Genomic DNA, 20,553 nt, shown 5'->3' with positions numbered 1-20,553 from the left:
CTTCGCGGCCCGGAGAAAGGGATATGGAAAACGATACCGCTCAGGAGAGCGTCAGAAGGATTTCTGCGAATTTTGAGCTGGAGCTCCTCCGGCTTATTAAAACGCTCAACCTCATTTCACAGTCAAAAGAGCTCTTCCGCACACAGGCCGCGGGAATGGAAGCCTTCACCGCCGGATACAGGATAAGGCTTAACGATCTGAAGGCGAAGCTGGCCCGGGCCGGGGAGCCGGGAGCCGCCCCGGGCGACCCGTTTGCGCCCCCCGCCGAAAGGCCGCCCGTGCCGGATCATGTTTTCGGTATAACGGAGGACATCGAAAGCTATCTCGACGAGATAGGCTCCGACCTCGAAAAGCTGAAAACAGAGTATCTCGGAAAGCTCGATACGATTTACTCGATTTATAACATCGAGCTCGGCGCGTCACAGACCGACCTCGACACGCGGCTCAGGGAGCTCGAAAAGGAGCTTATGGGCATCCTGTCTACAGCGCGGGCCGAAAAAGCCCCCGAACCGGAGCCCGCCGCCCCGGAGGAGTTTACGCCTCCCCCCGCCCCCGGGGAGAAAGCCCCCGAGACGGCGTTCGTGCCGAGGATCGACTACATAGGCCCCGACCCGACAGTGGACAACATTACGACGACTGTGACGCCGGCCGAAAAGAAGCCGGAAGAGCCGGCGACAAAGGCGCCCGAGAAGAAAGAAGTAAAGGCGGCTAAGCCGACGGGGCAAGCCGCTCAGGCCGGGTTCAAGAGCCCGTACGTTATGAACGCGGTGCTTCTTTTCATGGGGCTCATACTGGGCGTCATTTTCTACGACGCGCTCATGAGGACGTGGGGCATACAGGACTATACGAACGGGAAGAAGGCCGAGGCCCCCGTGACAGCCCCCGTAGAGGCGCCGGCAGAACGGAAGGCCGAAGAGGAAAGGGCCGCCGTCACGAACGAGCGGCCGAAAGCGCCTTTGGCCGTGCAGAAGCCCGCCGGGCAGGCCGCGCCAGAGGTAAAAGCCCCGGCCGCGCCCGCGCCGGAAAAAGCGCAGCCCGGGACGGCCGGAGTCAAATCCGGCGACGCGGCGAAGCCCTCGGAGACCGCAGCCGAAACCGCACCGGAGAAAACGCCTTCCGCCGCCACAGGCGCGGCAGCCATGTACACGGTGACAGGGCCCGGCGCTAACATCAGGAGCGGGCCGGGAATGGGATACGACGTCGTTACGGAAGTCGGGGGAGGGGAGACACTCGCCTCGACCGGCGAGGTCCGCGGACGCTGGGTAAAGGTCGTCCTGCCGGGCGGCGGCGAAGGATGGATATCCTCCAAGCTTCTCAGGGAAGCGCAGTAATCTTCGAAGGAGCGTCCGCTCCCTTCGTCTACGGATATGCTGGAACGGACTATTCCGCGGGCGCGGGGTTCGTGCTCACGGCGGAGATGCCGGGCCGGGGAGCGAACCCGGTGCCGTAGAGGCCCTGGTAAATTTCACTCGCCTTTTCAGGCTGCCCCATTTTCTCGTATGAAAGTGCGGTCTGGAGCTTCGACTGCGAGCCGTAGGGGCTCGACGGGTCGTCGTTTATTATCTCGAGGTAGTCTATTGCCTCCTGCCATCTCCCCTGCCTGTAGCGTGCTATGCCTTTCTTTAAAACGGCCGCCTGGACCAGGAGGCGCTCCGTGTTCCTGGAATTGGTGTATGCGTCGAGCATAGCGACGGCTTCGTCGTAATTCCCGTTCTCGTACTGTATCAGGCCGGAGTAGTAGGCCGCAAGCGAAGCGGCCGGAGTGTTCGGATATTCGTCCCTTATGGCTGCGAACTCCGAAAGGGCTTCTTCGCTCGCCCCGGAGTTATACTGCGCGACGGCGGCGGAGAACCTCTCACCGGCTATGTCGCCCTTCTTGCCCGACATCCCGGCGATTATGTATCCGATGACGATCAGGGCGATGACAACCACGACCCCGATCACTATTTTTTTCGAATGGTCGGCGAAATAGTCGAAGCCCGCAACGACCGTCGAAACGAACTTGTCGGGCCCTTTAAGCTCTTTTTCAGTGTATTTGATACGTTTTGCCATGCGGGAAATTATAATCGGGGGCCCGAGAAATTCAAGCGCCGGAAACGCGCCCGAGGGCGCTTTGCGGAAAGGGGCTTTCCTTGCGATTGACGGGCACTGTGGCTAAACTTGTCTCTACTCCTTTACCATGATAAGAACCGTATCGCTGTCGCTTATAATCCTTTCTTTTTTCGTTTTTTTCGCCGGCCGGGCGCTCACACAGGGTCCGTCCCCGGAGAAGGACGAATCCGCACCCGCCGAAAGCCGTACGCCCGGAGAGGTGATAGTGCTCGAGATAAACGGGACGATAAACCCCGCCACGCTCGATTACATAAGAACGGGACTCGAAACGGCCGGGGCGGGCTCGGCCGAGGCCCTCGTAATTCTCCTCGACACACCGGGCGGCCTTTTGACGTCTACCAAGGAGATAGTGAAGCTGATATTGAACTCCCCCGTGCCGGTAGTCGTGTACGTTTCGCCCAGGGGCGCGTCGGCGACGTCGGCGGGGGTCTTCATAACCCTTTCGGCGAACATAGCCGCAATGGCCCCCGGGACCAGCATCGGGGCGGCGCACCCCGTATCTCTCGGGCCCGGAGGGGGCGAAGAGAAGAAGGAAAGCCCCGGGGAGAAGCCGGCGGAGGGCGACAAGAAGCCCGGCGGCGAAAAGGAGCCTTCTTCCGGAGATAAATCGAACGAAGGCATAATGGGCGAGAAGCTCGAGAATTACGCCTCGTCTTTTATAGAGAGCATTGCCGAGGAGCGGGGACGGAACGTCGAGTGGGCCGAGGAGGCCGTAAGGAAGAGCGACTCCATAACGTCGAGCGAGGCCCTCGAAATGAAGGTAATCGATCTTATAGCGCTGGACCTCCCGGCGCTCCTCGCGTCGATAAACGGATGGAAGGTCGAGGTTTCGGGCGGTGAGAGGACTCTCCTGACTAAAGACGTCCCCGTGAGAGACGTGGGCATGACGGCCAAGCAGAAATTCATAGACATCATCAGCACCCCCGATATAGCGTTCCTCCTGCTTTCGCTGGGCTCGCTCGGGCTGCTGCTCGAATTCTATAACCCGGGGCTTATATTCCCGGGCGTGGCCGGCGTGGTGTGCCTGCTGATGGGGTTCGTATCGTTCCAGGTGCTGCCGTTCAATTACGCCGGGATAGCGCTCCTCGTCCTCGGGATAGCGCTCTTCATCGCCGAGGTGTACGTCACGGGATACGGGCTCCTGGCTGTCGGGGGGCTCGTCAGCTTCGCCCTCGGCGCGCTCCTTCTTTTCGACACCCCGGAGTCGGACGTCAGGGTAGGGTTCGACGTGGTCGTAGCGTCGACGCTCGCGTTCGGGATCTTCTTCGCATACGTTATATTCTATTTGATAAAGGCGCAGAGGCTCGCGCCGCGCCTGGGGATGGAAGGGCTCATGGGCGAGGCGGGCGACGCGGTATCCGACATACACGCATCGGGTAAGGTGTATATAAACGGAGAGTACTGGGACGCCGTCAGCGACGAGCCCATAGCGAAGGGCGAGAGGGTAAGGGTCGAGGAAGCCCTCGAAGGCTTTAGGCTCAAGGTCAGAAAGGCTTGATCAAATTTTCACAGGAGGCCCGCACATGTTTTCACCGGTCGTAATATTCATAGCGATAATCGCGATACTCATTCTATCGGGTGTCAGGATCCTTAACGAGTACGAAAGGGGGGTAGTGTTCAGGCTCGGGAGGATCGTCGCCCCTAAAGGCCCCGGCTTCAAGTGGATAATCCCGATGGTGGACAAGATGATAAAGATAAGCCTCAGGATCATCACCATGGACGTCCCGCCGCAGGACATCATCACGAAGGACAACGTTTCTGTGAAGGTGAACGCAGTCGTTTACTTCAGGGTGGTCGATCCCGTAAAGGCCGTCATACAGGTCGAAAATTACCTCTACGCTACGTCTCAGCTCGCGCAGACGACGCTCCGCAGCATACTCGGCCAGGTGGAGCTCGACGAGCTCCTCGCCGAAAGAGAGACGCTCAACGTGAAGCTCCAGGAAGTCCTCGACAAGCAGACGGACCCCTGGGGTATAAAGGTTACGCTGGTGGAGGTGAAGTACGTGGACCTCCCGCAGGAGATGCAGCGCGCCATGGCGAGGCAGGCCGAGGCCGAAAGGGAAAGGCGGGCGAAGGTAATCGCGGCCGAGGGCGAGTACCAGGCGGCGGCGAAGCTGTCGGATGCGTCGGACATACTGTCGAAGAACCCGATGGCTCTTCAATTGAGATACCTCCAGACGATGTCGGAAATGGCGTCCGAGAAGAGCTCGACGATAGTCTTTCCGCTCCCGCTGGACCTGATCACGCCGCTCGTAAAGAAGCTGTCCGATTAATGCATACGACAGAAAACGGAGAAGGAGAACAACCTTGAGAACCGCACCCCTGTACACAGCCCTGCTTTTACTCCTCGCGCTCACGGCCGTTTCGTGCAAGTCGGGCGGCGGCGAAAACAAGACCACTACCAACGAAAACAGCTCTGCCGCGTCCGGGAGCCCCGGGACGAATTCCCCCGCGGGTGAGCCCGTCGAGGGGGACTGGCTCATTTATCACCTCGGCGCCGAGCCCGGCACGCTTAACCCGATCGTCGCGACGGACGCCTACGAAGGGGTCATCAACGGCGGCAACGTATACGAGACCCTCATCGAGCGCGACAACGAAACGCTGGAGTTAAAGCCGCTCCTTGCGGAGTCGTGGGAGATATCCGAGGACAAGCTCACGTACACGTTCAAGATAAGGCAGGGCGTAAAGTGGCACGACGGGACTCCTTTCACGTCGGCCGACGTGGTGTTCTCCTACAAGACGATCATGAACCCCAAGGTGGACGCGCCGCAATTAAGGAGCTACTACCAGGAGATAAGGGACGTCGAGGCTATAGACGACCACACGGTGAAGTTCACGTACGCGAGGCCGTACTTTCTCGCGCTCGAATTCTGCGGCGGGATGCCCATAGTCCCGAAGCACATATTCGAGAAGGGGGACTTCAACACGAACCCCGCCGGCAGGAGCCCCGTCGGCACGGGGCCGTTCAAATTCGTAAAATGGACTACGGGCAGAGAGGTCGTCCTCGAAAAGAACCCCGACTACTGGGGCGAGAAGCCGCACCTTAACCGCATAGTCTTCAGGATTATCACCGACTCTTCCGTGGCGCTCCAGGTGCTTAAGCGCCAGGAGCTCGACGTCGCAAGCCTGTCGCCCATACAGTGGGAGAAGCAGACGAGCTCGCCCGACTTCGAAAAGCACTTCGACAAGTTCAGCTACTTCACGCCGAATTACAGCTATATCGGATGGAACTCGAAAAGGCCCTTCTTCGCCGACAAGCGCGTAAGGACGGCGCTTACGCATCTCGTGAACAGGGAGCTCATACTGGACAAGGTAATGTACGGCCTCGGGGCCATAGTAACGAATCCCTTTTATATAAACAGCCCGGAATACGATAAATCCATCGAGCCGATTCCATACGACCCGGCTGCGGCGAGGAAGCTCCTCGAAGAGGCCGGGTGGGTGGACCACGACGGCGACGGCATAAGGGACAAGGACGGCGTGAAGTTCTCGTTCGAGTTTTTGATACCTGGCGGCTCCGAGACGGGCGAGAAGATAGCGACGATCCTCAAGGAAGAGCTCGACGGGATAGGTATCGATATGACCATCAGGAAGACCGAGTGGGCCGTCTTCACGACGAGGCTCAACGAGAGGAACTTCGACGCCGTGACCCTCGCATGGTCCATGGGCATCGAATCCGACCCCTACCAGATATGGAGCTCGACACAGGCCGAATCGGGCTCTAACTTCATAGGGTTCAAAAACGCGGAAGTCGACAGGCTGATCGAAACGGCCCGTAAGGAATTCGACAGGGACAAGCGTATAGAGCTCTATAGAAAGTTCTCGGAGATCATACACGAGGAGCAGCCCTACACGTTTCTCTTCTGCCGGAAGGCCACCGTGGCCGTGAACAAGCGGTTCGAGAACGTGACGGTATACCCCCTCGGCATAGAGCCCACCGAGTGGTACGTCCCGCTCCCGCTCCAGAAGTACAAGGAATAGCCGCCTCACATCCGGCGCATGCGGCTCGCGGCGGGAATTGTGCGGGCGGACTGTAGAGCGTGGAGCCGACTATAAAACCTAGTGCGGAATATCGAAAGCCCTATATCCGGCGGGCCGGGAATAAGTATAATTGTATTCTATATGCCGAAGCTGTACGGTTTAAACGCATACAATTCCCTTTGACCCGGACATGAGAGATTATTTAATAAAGCGGCTTTTGCTACTCATACCCACTATGCTGGGTATCACCGTCATTACGTTCTTCATAATCCAGCTCGCGCCCGGAAACCCCGTCGAGAGGAAGCTCCAGCTCGATGAGGGGATAAAGTCCGAGGCCATTACGCAGCAGATAGTCGAGGAGACGAAGAAGCTCTACGGGCTCGACAAGCCCATATACGAGCGCTACTGGATATGGCTCAAGCAGATAGCGACGCTCGACTTCGGGAGGTCCTACAAGGACCACAGGCCCGTCATCGACAAGATAGCCGAGCGCCTGCCCATAACCATCACCCTCAATATATTATCCATATTTATTATATACCTCGTAGCCATCCCGCTCGGGGTGTACTCCGCCGTCAGGACGGGATCGTTCATGGAGCGCTCGAGCACGTTCTTCCTCTTCATACTGTATTCGATACCGAGCTTCTGGATGGCGATGATACTGATCTTCTTCCTCGGTGGAGGGGAGTACTGGAACGTCTTCCCCGTCTACGGGATACTGTCGCCCGGGGCCGAGACCTACCCGTTTTACAAGAAGGCCCTCGATTTCCTCTGGCATATCGTCCTTCCCGTGTTCTGCCTCACGTACGGGAGCTTCGCATACCTTTCGAGGTTCCAGAAGGGGAGCCTGCTAGAAGTGCTGAGGGAGGATTTCGTCAGGACCGCGACGGCGAAGGGGCTTCCGCCGTCCAGGGTTATTCTGCGTCACGCGCTCCGTAACGCGCTCATCCCGATTATCACCATACTCGCAGGGATACTGCCGGCGATGATAGGCGGGAGCGTAATAATCGAGACGATATTCTCCATACCGGGCATAGGGCAGCTCGGGTTCGAGTCGGTCCTCGCGAGGGACTACCCGATGATAATGGCCATCGCCACTATATCGGCCTTTCTCACCCTTCTCGGCATCCTCGTATCGGACATCGTATACGTCCTCGTCGACCCGAGGATAAGCTTCGGGGGAAGGCGTTGAGCGAGCCGAAGAGCCCCGGATTCTGGGGGAGCGTCTGGGAGAAATTCAAGCGCGACAGGTTCGCCCTGGCGGCCCTCGTTATCATAATCCTGCTTTTCTTCATAGCCGTGTTCCAGGACTTCCTCGCCGGGAGCAGGCCCATAGTGCTGAAGTACGAGGGGGAATATTATTTCCCCGTCCTCTTCCATTACCCCGAATTTTTCCAGACGGATTTCAAGGACCTCGCGAAGGAGCTGCCCGAGGGGGACTTCGCTATCTTTCCGCCCGTCAGGTACAGCCCGACGGAGAACGACCTCCTCTCGATTCTGAACCCGCCGTCGCCCGAGCACTATTTCGGGACGGACGACAGGGGGAGGGACGTTCTCTCGCGGATGATACACGGGGCCAGGATATCGCTTTCGATAGGATTCATAGCCGTCGGCATATCGGCCATCATAGGAATCATACTGGGCGGCATAGCGGGATATTACGGCGGGAAGACGGACTTCATCGTCTCGCGGCTTTTCGAGGTGATGATGACGTTCCCCGTCTTCTTTTTGATACTGACTATTCTCGCCTTCAGGGACCCGAGCATATACAACATCATGATTGTGATAGGCGTTACGAGCTGGACGGGCGTCGCGAGGCTCATAAGGGGCGAGTTCCTCCGGCTCCGGAAGTACGGATACGTGGACGCGGCCATAGCCCTCGGCGGGAACGACGCCCGGGTTATGACGAAGCACATGCTCCCTAACGCTCTCGCCCCGGTGCTCGTGGACTGCACCTTCGGCATAGCGGGCGCGATACTCGTCGAGTCGGCGCTCAGCTTTTTGGGGTTCGGCGTGCCGCCGCCCGACCCGAGCTGGGGCGACATACTCTCGCAGTCGCAGAGGTACGTCGATTTCGCGTGGTGGCTTGTCCTATTCCCCGGCGCGGCTATATTTTTAACTGTGACGGCTTTTAACCTCCTGGGCGAAGGATTCCGTAACGCTATCGATCCGAAATTCACGGGTGACGGTTGACCCTTGCCGTGCGGCCTTAACGGCGCCGGGAGGAAGGAGACGAAGCGAAGACAAACAATGAACAGCGCGCTCGAAATAAGGGATCTCAGGGTTTCATTCTCGTCGAGGGGTAAAAAGCTCGAGGTCGTAAGCGGCGTTTCGCTGACGGTGCCGAAGGGGAAGATCATAGGCGTCGTCGGTGAGAGCGGCTGCGGAAAGACCGTGACGGCGCTTTCGGTCATGCGTCTCATACCCGAGCCCCCGGGCAGCATAGACTCCGGGAAGGTCATATTCGACGACGGGAACCTCCTCGAGTACAGCGAAAGGGACATGCGCTCCGTCCGCGGGAACAGGATATCGATGATATTCCAGGAGCCTATAAGCTCGCTCAACCCCGTTTTCACCGTCGGCGACCAGATAGGCGAGGCGCTCCGGACGCACCTTAAAATCTCGAAGCGCGAGGAAAGGCAAAGGGTCGTCGAGCTACTTAAGCTCGTCGGCATTCCCGCGCCCGAGAGGCGCATGAAGAACTACCCCCACGAGATGAGCGGCGGGATGTCGCAGAGGGTGATGATAGCGATGGCGCTCGCGTGCAGCCCCGAGGTGCTGATAGCGGACGAGCCGACGACCGCGCTCGACGTGACGATACAGGCCGGGATACTGGAGCTGATAGACGACCTCCGCGTGAAGATGGGGATGGCCGTGCTGCTGATTACGCACGACCTCGGCATAGTCGCCGAGGTGGCCGACAAGGTGTACGTAATGTACGCCGGGAAGGTCGTCGAGGACGCCTCGACCGAAGACCTCTTCGCCGCCCCGAAGCACCCCTACACGGTCGGGCTCCTGCATTCGATACCCGACCTCAGGGACAGTAAGGAAAAGCTCGACGCCATACCGGGCGTCGTGCCGAGCCCGGGCGACTTCCCGCCGGGATGCAGGTTCCAGGACCGCTGCCCGCTCGTCATAGACAAGTGCAGGGTGGAGGAGCCGCCACTCGCGGAGCACGCCCCGGGGCATCTCTCGGCGTGCTGGAGGGCGGACGACGTCGAGCTCAAGGTGTGATCGAAGAATGAAAGAACTTCTAAAGGTAAGCAGCCTCAAAAAATATTTCCCCATAACCTCGGGGATACTTTCGAGGGTGACCAACTACGTGAAGGCCGTGGACGGCGTGGACCTTACGGTCGCGCGCGGCGAGACGGTGGGGCTCGTCGGCGAGAGCGGCTGCGGAAAGACGACCCTCGGGAAGACCATCATAAAGCTCCACGAGCCTACCGAGGGCGAGATAATCTTCGAGGACAGGGACATCACGAACCTTTCGACCTCGGGCATGCGCCCCGTGAGGAAGCGTATGCAGATAGTCTTCCAGGACCCGTACGGCTCGCTCAACCCCAGGATGAAGGTCGAGGACATCGTGTCCGAGGGGCTCGTCATACACGGCGTCTCCTCGAATGCGGAGAGGAGGGCCGCCGTCAGGGAAACGATGCGGACGGTCGGCCTCAGGGAAGACGCCCTCTCGCGCTACCCGCACGAATTCTCGGGCGGGCAGAGGCAGAGGATAGCCATAGCCCGGGCGATCGCGCTCCGGCCGGACTTCATCGTGTGCGACGAGCCCATATCGGCGCTGGACGTTTCGGTGCAGGCGCAGATAATAAACCTCTTCATAGAGCTGCAGGAAAGATTCGGCCTGACTTATCTTTTCATATCCCACGACCTCCGTGTCGTAAAGCACATAAGCGACAGGGTCGCCGTCATGTACCTCGGCAAGATAATCGAGCTCGCAAAGAGTAAAGAGCTCTACGACAACCCCCTCCATCCGTACACGAAAATACTCATTTCCTCCGTCCCCGTGGCGGACCCGACGCGCAAAAGGGAGGCGACCGTCCTCAAGGGCGACGTACCCAGCCCGATCAATCCGCCGGGCGGATGCGCCTTTCATCCGCGCTGCCCGATAGCAGTAGAGAGGTGCAGCCGGGAAGAGCCCGGGCTCCGCGACGCGGGCGGAGGACACATGGTCGCCTGCCACCTCGTCTGACGCCGGTTATCCTTAACTTGCAAATGGATTATCTTGTATTATTATTTAGTTCCGTTAAATTCGAGGTAGTTTTCTTCGGCGAGTTCGGGCAATGAAAATCAGGGTATCGGATATTGGGGACGAGGGTCTACACATTGAAACACACAGAGACCCCCGGTGGCTGGATAATATCCCCGAGCTCTGGTCGGGCAACGAAGAAATGAGGCTCGTCTCCGATATCGACGTCGATATCGAGCTGACGAAGGTGCTTAGGGAAGTGTCCGTCCTGGGCAACGTCTCTTTTACGATAGAGGCCCCCTGCGCGCTTTGTCTCGAGCCGGTGCGGCTTGACATAAGCCCGGAGATTAGGCTTATACTTTCGCCGTCCGAAAAGGTGGAAGACGACGACGATCTCGAACACGAAACGTACAGGGGAGAGGACGTAGACCTCGGGGATTATCTCAGGGAGCTTATAGCCGTATCGCTCCCGGTGAAGGTGATATGCCGGGACGACTGCAGGGGGCTTTGCCCCGAATGCGGCACGAACCTAAACCGCGAAACGTGCGAGTGCAGCAAGAAATGGAAAGACCCGAGGTTTGCGAGGCTCGAAAAATTTAAACTTTGAGAAGGTAAGGGAGATATAGATTATGGGACTGCCAAAAAGAAAACACTCCAAGTCCAGATCCAGAAAGAACAGAACCCACTACAAGATAGCTGCTCCCGGCGTATCCGTATGCCGGAACTGCGGCGAGCACAAGCCGCCGCACAGGGCGTGTCCGAGCTGTGGCTTCCACAAGGGCAGGACGTTCATAAAAGAGAAGCAGGAAGAGATTCAGCCCTGACGGCAGCGGCCGTAAAGGAATAAGGTCTACATGATCGCATTCGTGTTCCCCGGACAGGGCTCCCAGTACGTGGGCATGTGCAAGGAGCTATACGACGGCTTCAGCGCCGCAAGGGAAGCCTTCGACGAGGCGGGAGAAGCGCTCGGCATCGACATGGCGAAGCTGTGCTTCGAATCGCCGCAGGAAGAGCTCTCGCTCACGGCCAACGCACAGCCGGCGATTCTGACCGCCAGCGTCGCATGCCTGAGGGTCCTCGGGCAGGAGACCGGCCTTGAGCCGGACTTCGTGGCCGGTCACAGCCTCGGCGAGTATTCGGCCCTCGTGGCCAACGGTGGGATGGACTTCGCGGACGCCGTAAGGGTCGTCAGAAAGCGGGGCGAGTACATGCAGGAAGCCGTGCCGGTCGGGGTAGGGGCCATGTCGGCCGTCCTCGGGCTAGATATAGAGGACGTGGAAGATATATGCAGGCAGGCATCGGGCGACAGATTCATAGTAAGCCCGGCCAATATGAACGCCCCGGGGCAGACGGTCATATCCGGCAACAGGGAGGCCGTTGCGGCTGCGTCCGAAGCGGCCAGGGCAAAGGGCGCGAGAAGGGTGGTGCCCCTCGACGTGAGCGCGCCTTTCCACTGCGCGCTCATGAAGCCCGCGGCCGAAAGGCTCGCCGAAACGCTTTCGGAGATAAATTTTTCTCCGATGTCGGCCCCGATTGTGATAAACTGTGACGCCGCGGTTAACAACGACCCGGGGAAGACGATGGACATACTCGTACGGCAGGTGACGAGCCCCGTGAGATGGTACGAATCGGTGGAGACCCTCGGAAGGGAAGGGGCGACGAGGTTTATAGAGATCGGCCCCGGGAACGTCCTTTCGGGGCTTATCAGGAGAACGCTCTCGAACATGGAAATCAGCAACATCGAAAATACAGCACAACTGGAGTCACTCAAAAATGGCAGAAAATGAGCAAAAGGTAGCGCTCGTGACCGGGGGCTCGAGGGGCATAGGGAGAGCGATAGCGCTCAGACTCGCGGCGGAAGGCGCATACGTCGTGGTCAATTACGCCAAAAACCGCGAAGCAGCGGAGGATGTAGTCTCATCGATCGAAAAGGCGGGAGGACACGCCAGGGTGAGCGGTTTCGACGTCTCCGATTTCGACACCGTACAGGAAGAAATCGAAAACCTCGTAACCGAGCTCGGCGGTATACACATACTCGTAAACAACGCCGGCATCACGCAGGACACCCTCATAGTCCGCATGAAAAAAGAGGACTGGGACAACGTCATGACCACTAACCTCAACGGCGTATTCAACTGCACGAAGGCCGTGGCGAGGATAATGATAAAGCAGAGGTACGGAAGGATAATCAACCTCACCTCCGTCGTCGGCGAAATGGGGAATTCGGGGCAGACCAACTACGCGGCCTCCAAGGCAGGGATAATCGGATTCACGAAGGCCGCCGCCAGGGAGCTGGCGTCGAGGGCGATAACCGTGAACGCCGTCAGCCCCGGCTTCATAGAAACGGACATCACGCAAAACCTTACGGAAGAGATAAGAAAGCAGTACATAGATAAAATCCCCCTCCAGAGGTTCGGCTCGCCGGAGGACGTGGCGGGAGTAGTATCGTTCCTCGCGTCCGACGAGGCGTCGTACATCACGGGGGAGGTTTTAAGGGTTAACGGCGGTATCTATACATAAAAATCGAACTCGAAAGGAGGTATTTGAAATGGCTCAGGAACAGGAAATACTCGCCAAGGTCAAGGAGATGGTCGCAAGCCAGCTCGGAAAGACCGAAGATGAAATCGCACCGGAATCTTCTTTTATAGAGGATCTCGGAGCGGACTCGCTCGATCTCGTCGAGCTTATAATGTCGATGGAGGATGAGTTCGGCCTCGAGATATCCGATGAGGACGCGGAATCCATAATAACGGTTCAGGATGCAGTAAACTTTATACTGGAGCGCAAAAAGTAATGAGAAGAAGGGTAGCGGTTACGGGCATAGGCCTTGTGACCCCTGTCGGCATAGGGAACGACGCCACGTGGCAGGCCGTTTGCGAGGGGCGCTCGGGGGTGCACAGGATCACGAAGTTCGACCCGACCGAGCACAAGACCCAGATAGCGGCCGAGATAAACGGCTTCGATCCCGAGCTCTACATGAACGCCAAGGAGGCGAGAAAGACCGATACTTTCATACAGTACGCGGTCACGGCGGCGAAGTTCGCCATCGAGGACTCGGGCCTCGAGATAACCGAAGAGCTCTCGCCCAGGATGGGCACGATAATCGGATCGGGCATCGGCGGCATGGAGACGTACGTCAACACCGTGCTCACGATGCACGCAAAGGGGCCGGGACGCCTTTCGCCCTTTTTCATAACCAACATCATCAACAACATGGCCGCGGGATACGTGTCGATATTCTTTAACGCCAGGGGGCCTAACTGCTGCACGACCACGGCATGCGCCGCGAGCGCGCACGCCATAGGCTACGCGGCCCAGGCGATACGTAACGGCGAGGCGGACGCCATGTTCGCGGGCGGCACGGAAGCCCCCGTGATACCGCTCACCTTCGCCGGGTTTAACGCCATGAGGGCGCTCTCGACGCGTAACGACGAGCCCGCGAAGGCCTCGCGCCCGTTCGACAGGGAGCGTGACGGCTTCATCATAGGCGAGGGGGCAGGGATGCTTATCCTGGAAGAGCTCGAATCCGCGAAGAAGAGGGGCGCCCATATATACGCCGAGATAGTCGGCTACGGCATGAGCAGCGACGCGAGCCACATCACGGCGCCGTCACTCGACGGGCCCGAGAGGTGCATGAAGGCGGCGCTCAAGGACGGCGAGGTCAACCCGGACGAGATCGACTACATAAACGCCCACGGCACGTCCACGCCCCTTAACGACGCCAACGAGACTAACGCGATTAAAGCCGTCTTCGGCGAAAGGGCGTACAGGATCCCGGTAAGCTCGACCAAGTCCATGACGGGGCATCTCCTAGGCGCGGCCGGCGCCGTCGAGGCGGCGTTCAGCGTGCTCGCGCTCGAGAACGGCATACTGCCGCCCACGATAAACTACGAATTCCCCGACCCGGAATGCGATCTCGACTACGTTCCCAACGAGGCTCGGGAGGCCTCGATAAGGACGATCCTCAGCAATTCTTTCGGATTCGGCGGGACAAACGCCTCGCTCATATTCAGGAAAATAGATTGAAATCACGGGCCGCTACCGCCCCCCGGGGGCTCGGGAAATGCGGCCCATACGCTTGATTTGTCCCCATTCAACTGTACAATGATTGGGGAGAACCTTCCTTTTAACCATCTATAAGCTAAGGAGAATTTGTATGAATGAAATAAGAGATGACCTGAAAGCGGTTTCTACGCTAAAAACCAGCTCGGGCGACGTAAAATACTATTCCCTAAAGGCCGTCGAGGCCCGCCTGGGGGTGGATATTTCGCGCCTTCCCGTGTCTATAAAGATACTCCTCGAGAACGTCGCCAGGAACTACGACGGCGACATAATCCACGACGGGCACTTAAAAGCGCTCGCGTCGTGGAACCCGAACAGCGAAACTGCCGAGGAGATACCCTACTGCCCCGCGCGCGTCATTCTGCAGGACTTTACGGGAGTGCCCTGCGTCGTAGACCTCGCGGCCATGAGGACGGTAGTCAACAGGCTCGGAGGAGACCCGGACAAGATCAACCCGATAGTCCCCGTGGACCTCGTCATCGACCACTCGGTGCAGGTCGATTACTTCGCGAGCGACAGGGCGTTTACGCTTAACGTAGAGCGCGAATACGAGCGGAACGGCGAGAGGTACGCGTTTTTAAGGTGGGCCCAGAAGGCGTTCGACAACTTCAGGGTCGTCCCCCCGGGCACGGGCATAGTGCACCAGGTCAATCTCGAATGCCTGGCGAGCGTCGTCGGATCGAGGGTCGTGAACGGCGAGACGCTGGCCTTTCCGGACACGCTCGTCGGCACGGACTCGCACACGACGATGATAAACGGGCTCAGCGTTCTCGGATGGGGCGTAGGCGGCATCGAAGCCGAGGCCTGTATGCTCGGCCAGCCGCTCTACATGCTGGTGCCGGAAGTGGTCGGATTCAAGCTCCACGGCCAGCTCGCCGAGGGAGTGACGGCTACGGACCTCGTTCTCACGGTCACAGAGATGCTGAGGAAAAAGGGCGTCGTCGGGAAGTTCGTCGAGTTCTACGGCCCGGGGCTTTCGCAATTGGCGCTCTCGGACAAGGCGACAATCGCGAACATGGCCCCCGAGTACGGCGCGACGATGGGCTTCTTCCCCGTGGACGAAGAAACGCTCACTTATCTTAAAATCACCGGCAGGGACCGGAAGCTCGTCGAGCTCGTAGAGGCATATACGAAAGAACAAGGCCTCTTCAGGACGGACGACACGCCCGACCCTGTATACACAGACACTTTAGAGCTCGACATATCGACTGTCCAGCCTTCGATGGCCGGGCCGAGCCGCCCGCAGGACAGGGTGCCGCTCAAGGATCTTAAAGAATCATACGAGAACGTGCTTAAAACGAAGACGAACGACCCCGAAGGAAAGGGCATAGGCAAGAAGGTCGCCATAACTATGGAAGACGGCAAGGAGGCAGAGCTGGGAAACGGCTCGGTCGTGATCGCGGCCATTACGAGCTGCACCAACACCTCGAACCCGTCCGTCATGGTCGGCTCGGGGCTCGTTGCCAAGAAGGCCGTCGAGAAGGGGCTTACCGTTAAGCCGACGGTAAAGACCAGCCTCGCCCCCGGGTCGAGGGTCGTTACGGACTACCTCGACGCCGCGGGCCTTACGCCCTACCTGGACGAGCTCGGATTCGACCTCGTCGGGTACGGCTGCACGACGTGCATCGGCAACAGCGGCCCGCTTCCCGCACCGGTTGAAGAGGGCATAAAGGCGAACGACCTTACATGCGCCGCGGTGCTGAGCGGGAACAGGAACTTCGAGGGAAGGGTGCACCCGCTCGTGAAATTCGCCTACCTCGCCTCGCCGCCGCTCGTCGTGGCTTTCGCCCTCGCGGGCACGGTGGACATAGACGTCTACAGCCAGCCGATAGGAACGGGCAGGGACGGCGAGCCCGTATTCCTGAAGGACATATGGCCCACGCAAAAGGAGATCAAGGACACCGTCAACAGCGTGCTCAACCCCGAGATATTCAGGGCGCAGTACAAGTCCGTTTTCGACGGCGACGACACGTGGAAGAGCCTCGACGTCCCCGAGGGGAACCTCTATAAATGGGACAAGTCCTCGACGTACATACAGAACCCCACGTTCTTCGAGACGTTCAAGCTCGAGCTCCCGAAAACGGGCGACATCGAGGGCGCATACGCGCTGGCGCTCCTGGGCGATTCCATAACGACGGACCACATATCCCCCGCGGGCTCCATACCGAAGGACGGCCCGGCGGGGAAATACCTCATCGGGCACGGGGTCGAGCAGAGGGACTTTAACAGCTTCGGCTCGCGCCGCGGAAACCACGAGGTCATGATACGCGGCACGTTCGCGAACATAAGGATAAGAAACCAGATGCTCGACGGCGTCGAGGGCGGGTATACGAAGCACGTCCCCTCGGGGGAGCAGATGTCGATATTCGACGCCTCGATGAAATACCAGGAGGAAGGGCTCCCGCTCGTCGTCATCGGCGGGAAGGAATACGGCACGGGGAGCTCCCGCGACTGGGCGGCCAAGGGCACCGTCCTTCTCGGGGTCAGGGCCGTCATAGCCGAGAGCTACGAGAGGATTCACAGGAGCAACCTCGTCGGCATGGGCGTTCTCCCGCTCCAGTTCAAGGCCGGGGAAAGCAAGGACACCTATGGCCTTACGGGTTACGAGCGCTACGACATAGGCGGCATAACCGAGGGGCTCGCGCCGGGCAAGGACATAACCGTGAAGGTTACCAAGCCCGACGGCGACAGCTTTGATTTCCACGTGACGTGCCGCCTCGACAGCCCCGTCGAAGTCGAGTATTACAAGAACGGAGGAATTCTGCAGACGGTCCTCCGCCAGATGATGAAGTCGTAACAACCCGTCCCCCCCGGGGGGACGGGCCTTTGAGAAGCAGTGGTAATCAGCCAATACGGGCTGCGCCGGAAACCTGCGTAATTTTAGTGCTAAGGGGACGGCGAGCCCGCCGAAAGTTGAATTCCGCTCGATTTTTATTTATATTTCAGACCAAATTTTTTATATAGGAGTTTCAACAATGTCATCCCGCAAACCCGCTTCGGGTGAGAAAATTCAGATAGATACAGCCAGCGACAGACTAATCGTGCCGGACAATCCCATCATCCCCTTCATAGAGGGAGACGGCACTGGACCCGACATATGGAATGCGTCACAGATAGTATTCGACGCCGCCGTCGAGAAGGCTTACGGCGGAAAAAGGAAGGTAACCTGGCACGAAGTGCTTACGGGGGAAAAGGCCTTTAAGGAAAAGGGCGAATGGCTCCCCGACGAAACGATAGAGGACCTCAGGGAATACGTAGTTTCTATAAAAGGCCCTCTCACCACCCCTATAGGAGGCGGCATAAGGAGCCTTAACGTCGCGCTCCGGCAGATACTCGACCTCTACGCATGCGTAAGGCCCGTCAAGTATATAAAGGGCACGCCCTCGCCCATAAAAAAGCCCGAGGACATGGACATGATAATCTTCCGCGAGAACACGGAGGACGTCTATTCGGGCATAGAATGGCAGAGCGGCTCTAAAGAGGCGACCGATATAAGAAACTACCTAGTCGAAAAATACGGGGTCAACATAAGGGAAGGCTCGGGCATAGGAATAAAGCCCATAAGCCCCTTCGGAACGAAGAGGCTCATGAGAAAGGCCATAAAGCACGCCATAGACAAGGGAATAGAGACGGTCACCATAGTGCACAAGGGGAACATCATGAAGTTCACCGAGGGCGCTTTCAGGGACTGGAGCTACGAGGTGGCCAGGGAGGAGTTCGCCGACGGAGTGGTAACGGAGGACGACCTCTGGGACAAGTTCGGCGGCAAGGCCCCCGCGGGGAAGGTCGTGATAAACGACAGGATCGCCGACAACATGCTCCAGCAGATTCTCACGAGGACGAGGGAGTACAACGTCATCGCCACGTCCAACTTAAACGGCGACTATCTCTCCGACGCCTGCGCCGCGCAGGTAGGCGGGCTCGGAATGGCCCCCGGCGGCAACATAGGCGATTACCTCGCGCTCTTCGAGGCGACCCACGGCACCGCGCCCAAGTACGCAGGGCAGGACAAGATTAACCCGAGCTCCGTCATACTCTCGGGCGTCATGATGTTCGAATACCTCGGCTGGCAGGAAGCGGCCGACCTTATCGTAAAGGCCATGGAGCTTACGATTCTCGACAAAACGGTAACGTACGACCTCGAGCGCCAGCTCGAAGGGGCCAAGCTTTTAAAATGCTCCGAATTCGGCAAGGCTATAGCGGCCAACATGGACAGGGTCGAAAAATAACAGACTTACGAACAAGGCAAGGGCGGGGGAAATTCACCTGAACCCCCCGCGAGGCGGTACCGGAAGCGAACTAAAATCCCCGAAAATTACGAAATCGATAAGAAATACAATAATACGTGTAAGGAGTGGTTAAATGAGCAGACCGAAGATTTCAGTTATAGGCGCCGGAAACGTTGGCGCAACGACAGCGCTCATGCTCGCGCAGCAGGAGCTCGGCGACGTCGTCCTCGTCGACATCGTGGAAGGAATGCCGCAGGGGAAGGCGCTCGACATGATGGAAATGAACCCGGTTTACGGTTACGACGTGAACATCACGGGCACGAACGGCTACGAAGAGACGGCGGGCTCGGACGTCGTCGTCATCACCTCAGGCATACCGAGAAAGCCCGGAATGAGCAGGGACGACCTCATCGCGACCAACACCGCAATCGTTACGGAAGTCACGAAGAACGTAGCGGCCAAGTCGCCGAACGCGATACTGATACTCGTCACGAACCCCCTGGACGCGATGGTCTACGTCGCACATAAAGTCAGCGGATTCCCGAAGGAGCGTGTAATGGGTATGGCGGGGGTGCTCGACGCCGCGAGGTTCAGGTCGTTTATCGGAATGGAGCTCGGCGTATCCGTCGAGAACATCCACGCGTTCGTCCTCGGCGGGCACGGCGACGACATGGTGCCGCTCACGCGATGCACGACCGTGGCCGGCGTACCGGTGACGGAGCTCATCCCGGCGGACAGGCTCGAGGCGATCGTCAAGAGGACACGCGGCGGAGGCGGCGAAATTGTCGCCCTCTTAAAGACGGGAAGCGCCTTCTATGCGCCTGCAGCATCGGCGGTCGAGATGGTCGAGGCGATACTCAGGGACAAGAAGAAGATCCTCCCGTGCTGCGTTCTCGCCGAAGGCGAATACGGCGTCGATAACACCTTCGTCGGCCTCCCGGTAAAGCTCGGCAGAAAGGGCGTCGAGGAGATATTTCAGGTAGAGCTCTCGGACAAGGAAAAGGAAGAAATAAAGATTTCCGCGAGCCACGTGAAAGAGCTCTGCGACCACATCGACAAGACTTCCAAAAACTGAAGCTAAAATCGGCCCCGGGCTGGCGGGTGGAATCCTTGACTAGCCCGGGGCATTCATATAATATTACACGCACCGATTTTCCCCGAATCGATGACGGCAACCCCGTGCAACCAATAAGAATAAGATTAGAGGCAAGTTAGGAGACATAGAGATGGCGAATGGAACTGCTCAAAGCTCGATTACCATGCGTAAGGACGCATGGTGGGCTGCGCCGCTTGTGACGGCGACGATTCTCACGGTTTTCGGTCTTTATTCGACGTGGCGTGCGTTCTCGAACGCCGATTTTCTCGTCGAGCCCTACCTCTCCCCGTTCTACTCCCCGTATCTTCTGGCATCGTGGTGGCCGCTTTCGCCGGCGCTTCTCATACTCTGGGCCCCGCTCGGGTTCAGGGCGACCTGTTACTACTACAGGAAGGCGTATTACAGGTCGTTCTTCATGGCGCCTCCCGGCTGCGCGGTGCGCCCGCTCGCCAAGGAAGGCACATACGTCGGGGAAACGAAGTTTCCTTTCATCCTGCAGAACCTGCACCGTTATTTCTTTTACGCCGCCAGCGTAATACTTCTTTTCCTCTGGATAGACGCTCTTCACGCATTCAAGTTCGAAGACGGGTTCGGCATCGGGGTAGGCACGATAGTTCTTGTCCTGAATGCCGCCTTTCTCAGCATGTACTCGTTCTCCTGCCATTCCTTCCGCCATCTCGTAGGGGGGAAGCTCGACGTGTTTTCGAAGTGCCCGACGCGCTTCCGGATTTGGGGGAGGATCAGCGTGTGGAACGAGCATCACATGTTCTGGGCCTGGGTGAGCCTGTTCAGCGTAGCTCTCGCGGACCTTTACGTTTTCCTCCTTGCCAAGGGAGTCATCACAGACATCAGGATCATATAAGAGGTAACAA

The 20,553-nt window shown here is 58.4% G+C and carries 19 protein-coding genes; 18 read left to right on the top strand and 1 reads right to left on the bottom strand.

All coding sequences use genetic code 11. The features are described 5' to 3' along the window. The first annotated feature begins 23 nt into the window (after window positions 1–23). Window positions 24–1,331, top strand: a complete 1,308-nt coding sequence (locus PKC29_02825) for an SH3 domain-containing protein (protein ID HML94346.1) — start codon at window positions 24–26, stop codon at window positions 1,329–1,331. 49 nt (window positions 1,332–1,380) lie between these two features. Here PKC29_02825 and PKC29_02820 read toward each other — a convergent pair whose 3' ends face one another. Continuing rightward, entirely contained in the window at window positions 1,381–2,052 is a 672-nt protein-coding gene (locus tag PKC29_02820) for a tetratricopeptide repeat protein (protein ID HML94345.1), read from the bottom strand. Window positions 2,053–2,179: 127 nt separating this feature from the next. Here PKC29_02820 and PKC29_02815 point away from each other — a divergent pair, with 127 nt between their 5' ends. The 17 genes from PKC29_02815 (at window position 2,180) to PKC29_02735 (ending at window position 20,543) form a co-directional block, all read left to right on the top strand. Further along, window positions 2,180–3,610 carry a nodulation protein NfeD gene (locus PKC29_02815; GenBank protein HML94344.1) on the top strand — a complete coding sequence of 477 codons (1,431 nt, stop codon included), beginning with the start codon at window positions 2,180–2,182 and terminating at the stop codon, window positions 3,608–3,610. A gap of 25 nt (window positions 3,611–3,635) precedes the next feature. Further along, window positions 3,636–4,385 (top strand): slipin family protein, encoded by a 750-nt coding sequence (locus PKC29_02810; GenBank protein HML94343.1) that lies wholly within the window; start codon window positions 3,636–3,638, stop codon window positions 4,383–4,385. A 34-nt stretch (window positions 4,386–4,419) separates the two neighbouring features. Continuing rightward, complete coding sequence (locus PKC29_02805; protein ID HML94342.1) at window positions 4,420–6,093, top strand: peptide-binding protein; 1,674 nt, start codon at window positions 4,420–4,422, stop codon at window positions 6,091–6,093. Between the two features lie 190 nt (window positions 6,094–6,283). Beyond that, window positions 6,284–7,285, top strand: coding sequence for an ABC transporter permease (locus PKC29_02800; protein HML94341.1), 1,002 nt, complete (start codon window positions 6,284–6,286; stop codon window positions 7,283–7,285). Then, window positions 7,282–8,286 (top strand): ABC transporter permease subunit, encoded by a 1,005-nt coding sequence (locus PKC29_02795; protein ID HML94340.1) that lies wholly within the window; start codon window positions 7,282–7,284, stop codon window positions 8,284–8,286. Before PKC29_02800 ends, PKC29_02795 begins: the two co-directional genes overlap by 4 nt. A 57-nt stretch (window positions 8,287–8,343) precedes the next feature. Next, window positions 8,344–9,327 (top strand): ABC transporter ATP-binding protein, encoded by a 984-nt coding sequence (locus tag PKC29_02790; GenBank protein ID HML94339.1) that lies wholly within the window; start codon window positions 8,344–8,346, stop codon window positions 9,325–9,327. A gap of 7 nt (window positions 9,328–9,334) precedes the next feature. After that, entirely contained in the window at window positions 9,335–10,297 is a 963-nt protein-coding gene (locus PKC29_02785; GenBank protein HML94338.1) for a dipeptide ABC transporter ATP-binding protein, read from the top strand. Window positions 10,298–10,388: 91 nt separating this feature from the next. Beyond that, window positions 10,389–10,901, top strand: a complete 513-nt coding sequence (locus tag PKC29_02780; protein ID HML94337.1) for a DUF177 domain-containing protein — start codon at window positions 10,389–10,391, stop codon at window positions 10,899–10,901. A 22-nt stretch (window positions 10,902–10,923) separates the two neighbouring features. Beyond that, window positions 10,924–11,118, top strand: a complete 195-nt coding sequence (gene rpmF / locus PKC29_02775) for a 50S ribosomal protein L32 (GenBank protein HML94336.1) — start codon at window positions 10,924–10,926, stop codon at window positions 11,116–11,118. A gap of 30 nt (window positions 11,119–11,148) precedes the next feature. Continuing rightward, complete coding sequence (gene fabD, locus PKC29_02770; GenBank protein HML94335.1) at window positions 11,149–12,081, top strand: ACP S-malonyltransferase; 933 nt, start codon at window positions 11,149–11,151, stop codon at window positions 12,079–12,081. Further along, window positions 12,068–12,814, top strand: coding sequence for a 3-oxoacyl-[acyl-carrier-protein] reductase (gene fabG, locus PKC29_02765; GenBank protein ID HML94334.1), 747 nt, complete (start codon window positions 12,068–12,070; stop codon window positions 12,812–12,814). Before fabD ends, fabG begins: the two co-directional genes overlap by 14 nt. A gap of 28 nt (window positions 12,815–12,842) precedes the next feature. Continuing rightward, window positions 12,843–13,088, top strand: coding sequence for an acyl carrier protein (gene acpP, locus PKC29_02760; protein HML94333.1), 246 nt, complete (start codon window positions 12,843–12,845; stop codon window positions 13,086–13,088). After that, window positions 13,088–14,320, top strand: a complete 1,233-nt coding sequence (fabF, locus tag PKC29_02755) for a beta-ketoacyl-ACP synthase II (protein ID HML94332.1) — start codon at window positions 13,088–13,090, stop codon at window positions 14,318–14,320. Before acpP ends, fabF begins: the two co-directional genes overlap by 1 nt. A gap of 130 nt (window positions 14,321–14,450) precedes the next feature. Further along, a complete protein-coding gene (gene acnA, locus PKC29_02750) occupies window positions 14,451–17,153 on the top strand; it encodes an aconitate hydratase AcnA (protein HML94331.1) in 2,703 nt (900 codons plus the stop codon). 178 nt (window positions 17,154–17,331) lie between these two features. Next, window positions 17,332–18,585, top strand: a complete 1,254-nt coding sequence (gene icd, locus PKC29_02745) for an isocitrate dehydrogenase (NADP(+)) (GenBank protein ID HML94330.1) — start codon at window positions 17,332–17,334, stop codon at window positions 18,583–18,585. A 133-nt stretch (window positions 18,586–18,718) separates the two neighbouring features. Next, complete coding sequence (gene mdh / locus PKC29_02740; protein ID HML94329.1) at window positions 18,719–19,660, top strand: malate dehydrogenase; 942 nt, start codon at window positions 18,719–18,721, stop codon at window positions 19,658–19,660. A 151-nt stretch (window positions 19,661–19,811) separates the two neighbouring features. Continuing rightward, the gene (locus PKC29_02735; protein HML94328.1) at window positions 19,812–20,543 is read left to right on the top strand and encodes a succinate dehydrogenase; all 732 of its coding nucleotides are present in this window, start codon (window positions 19,812–19,814) and stop codon (window positions 20,541–20,543) included. The last annotated feature ends 10 nt before the right edge of the window (window positions 20,544–20,553 follow it).

The sequence above is a fragment of the Thermodesulfobacteriota bacterium genome (assembly GCA_035325995.1).
GTDB lineage: Bacteria > Desulfobacterota_D > UBA1144 > Nemesobacterales > UBA2774 > JADLGH01.
The sequence above is the reverse complement of the archived record's forward strand: the minus strand, read 5'-3'. Positions and strand labels throughout refer to the sequence as shown.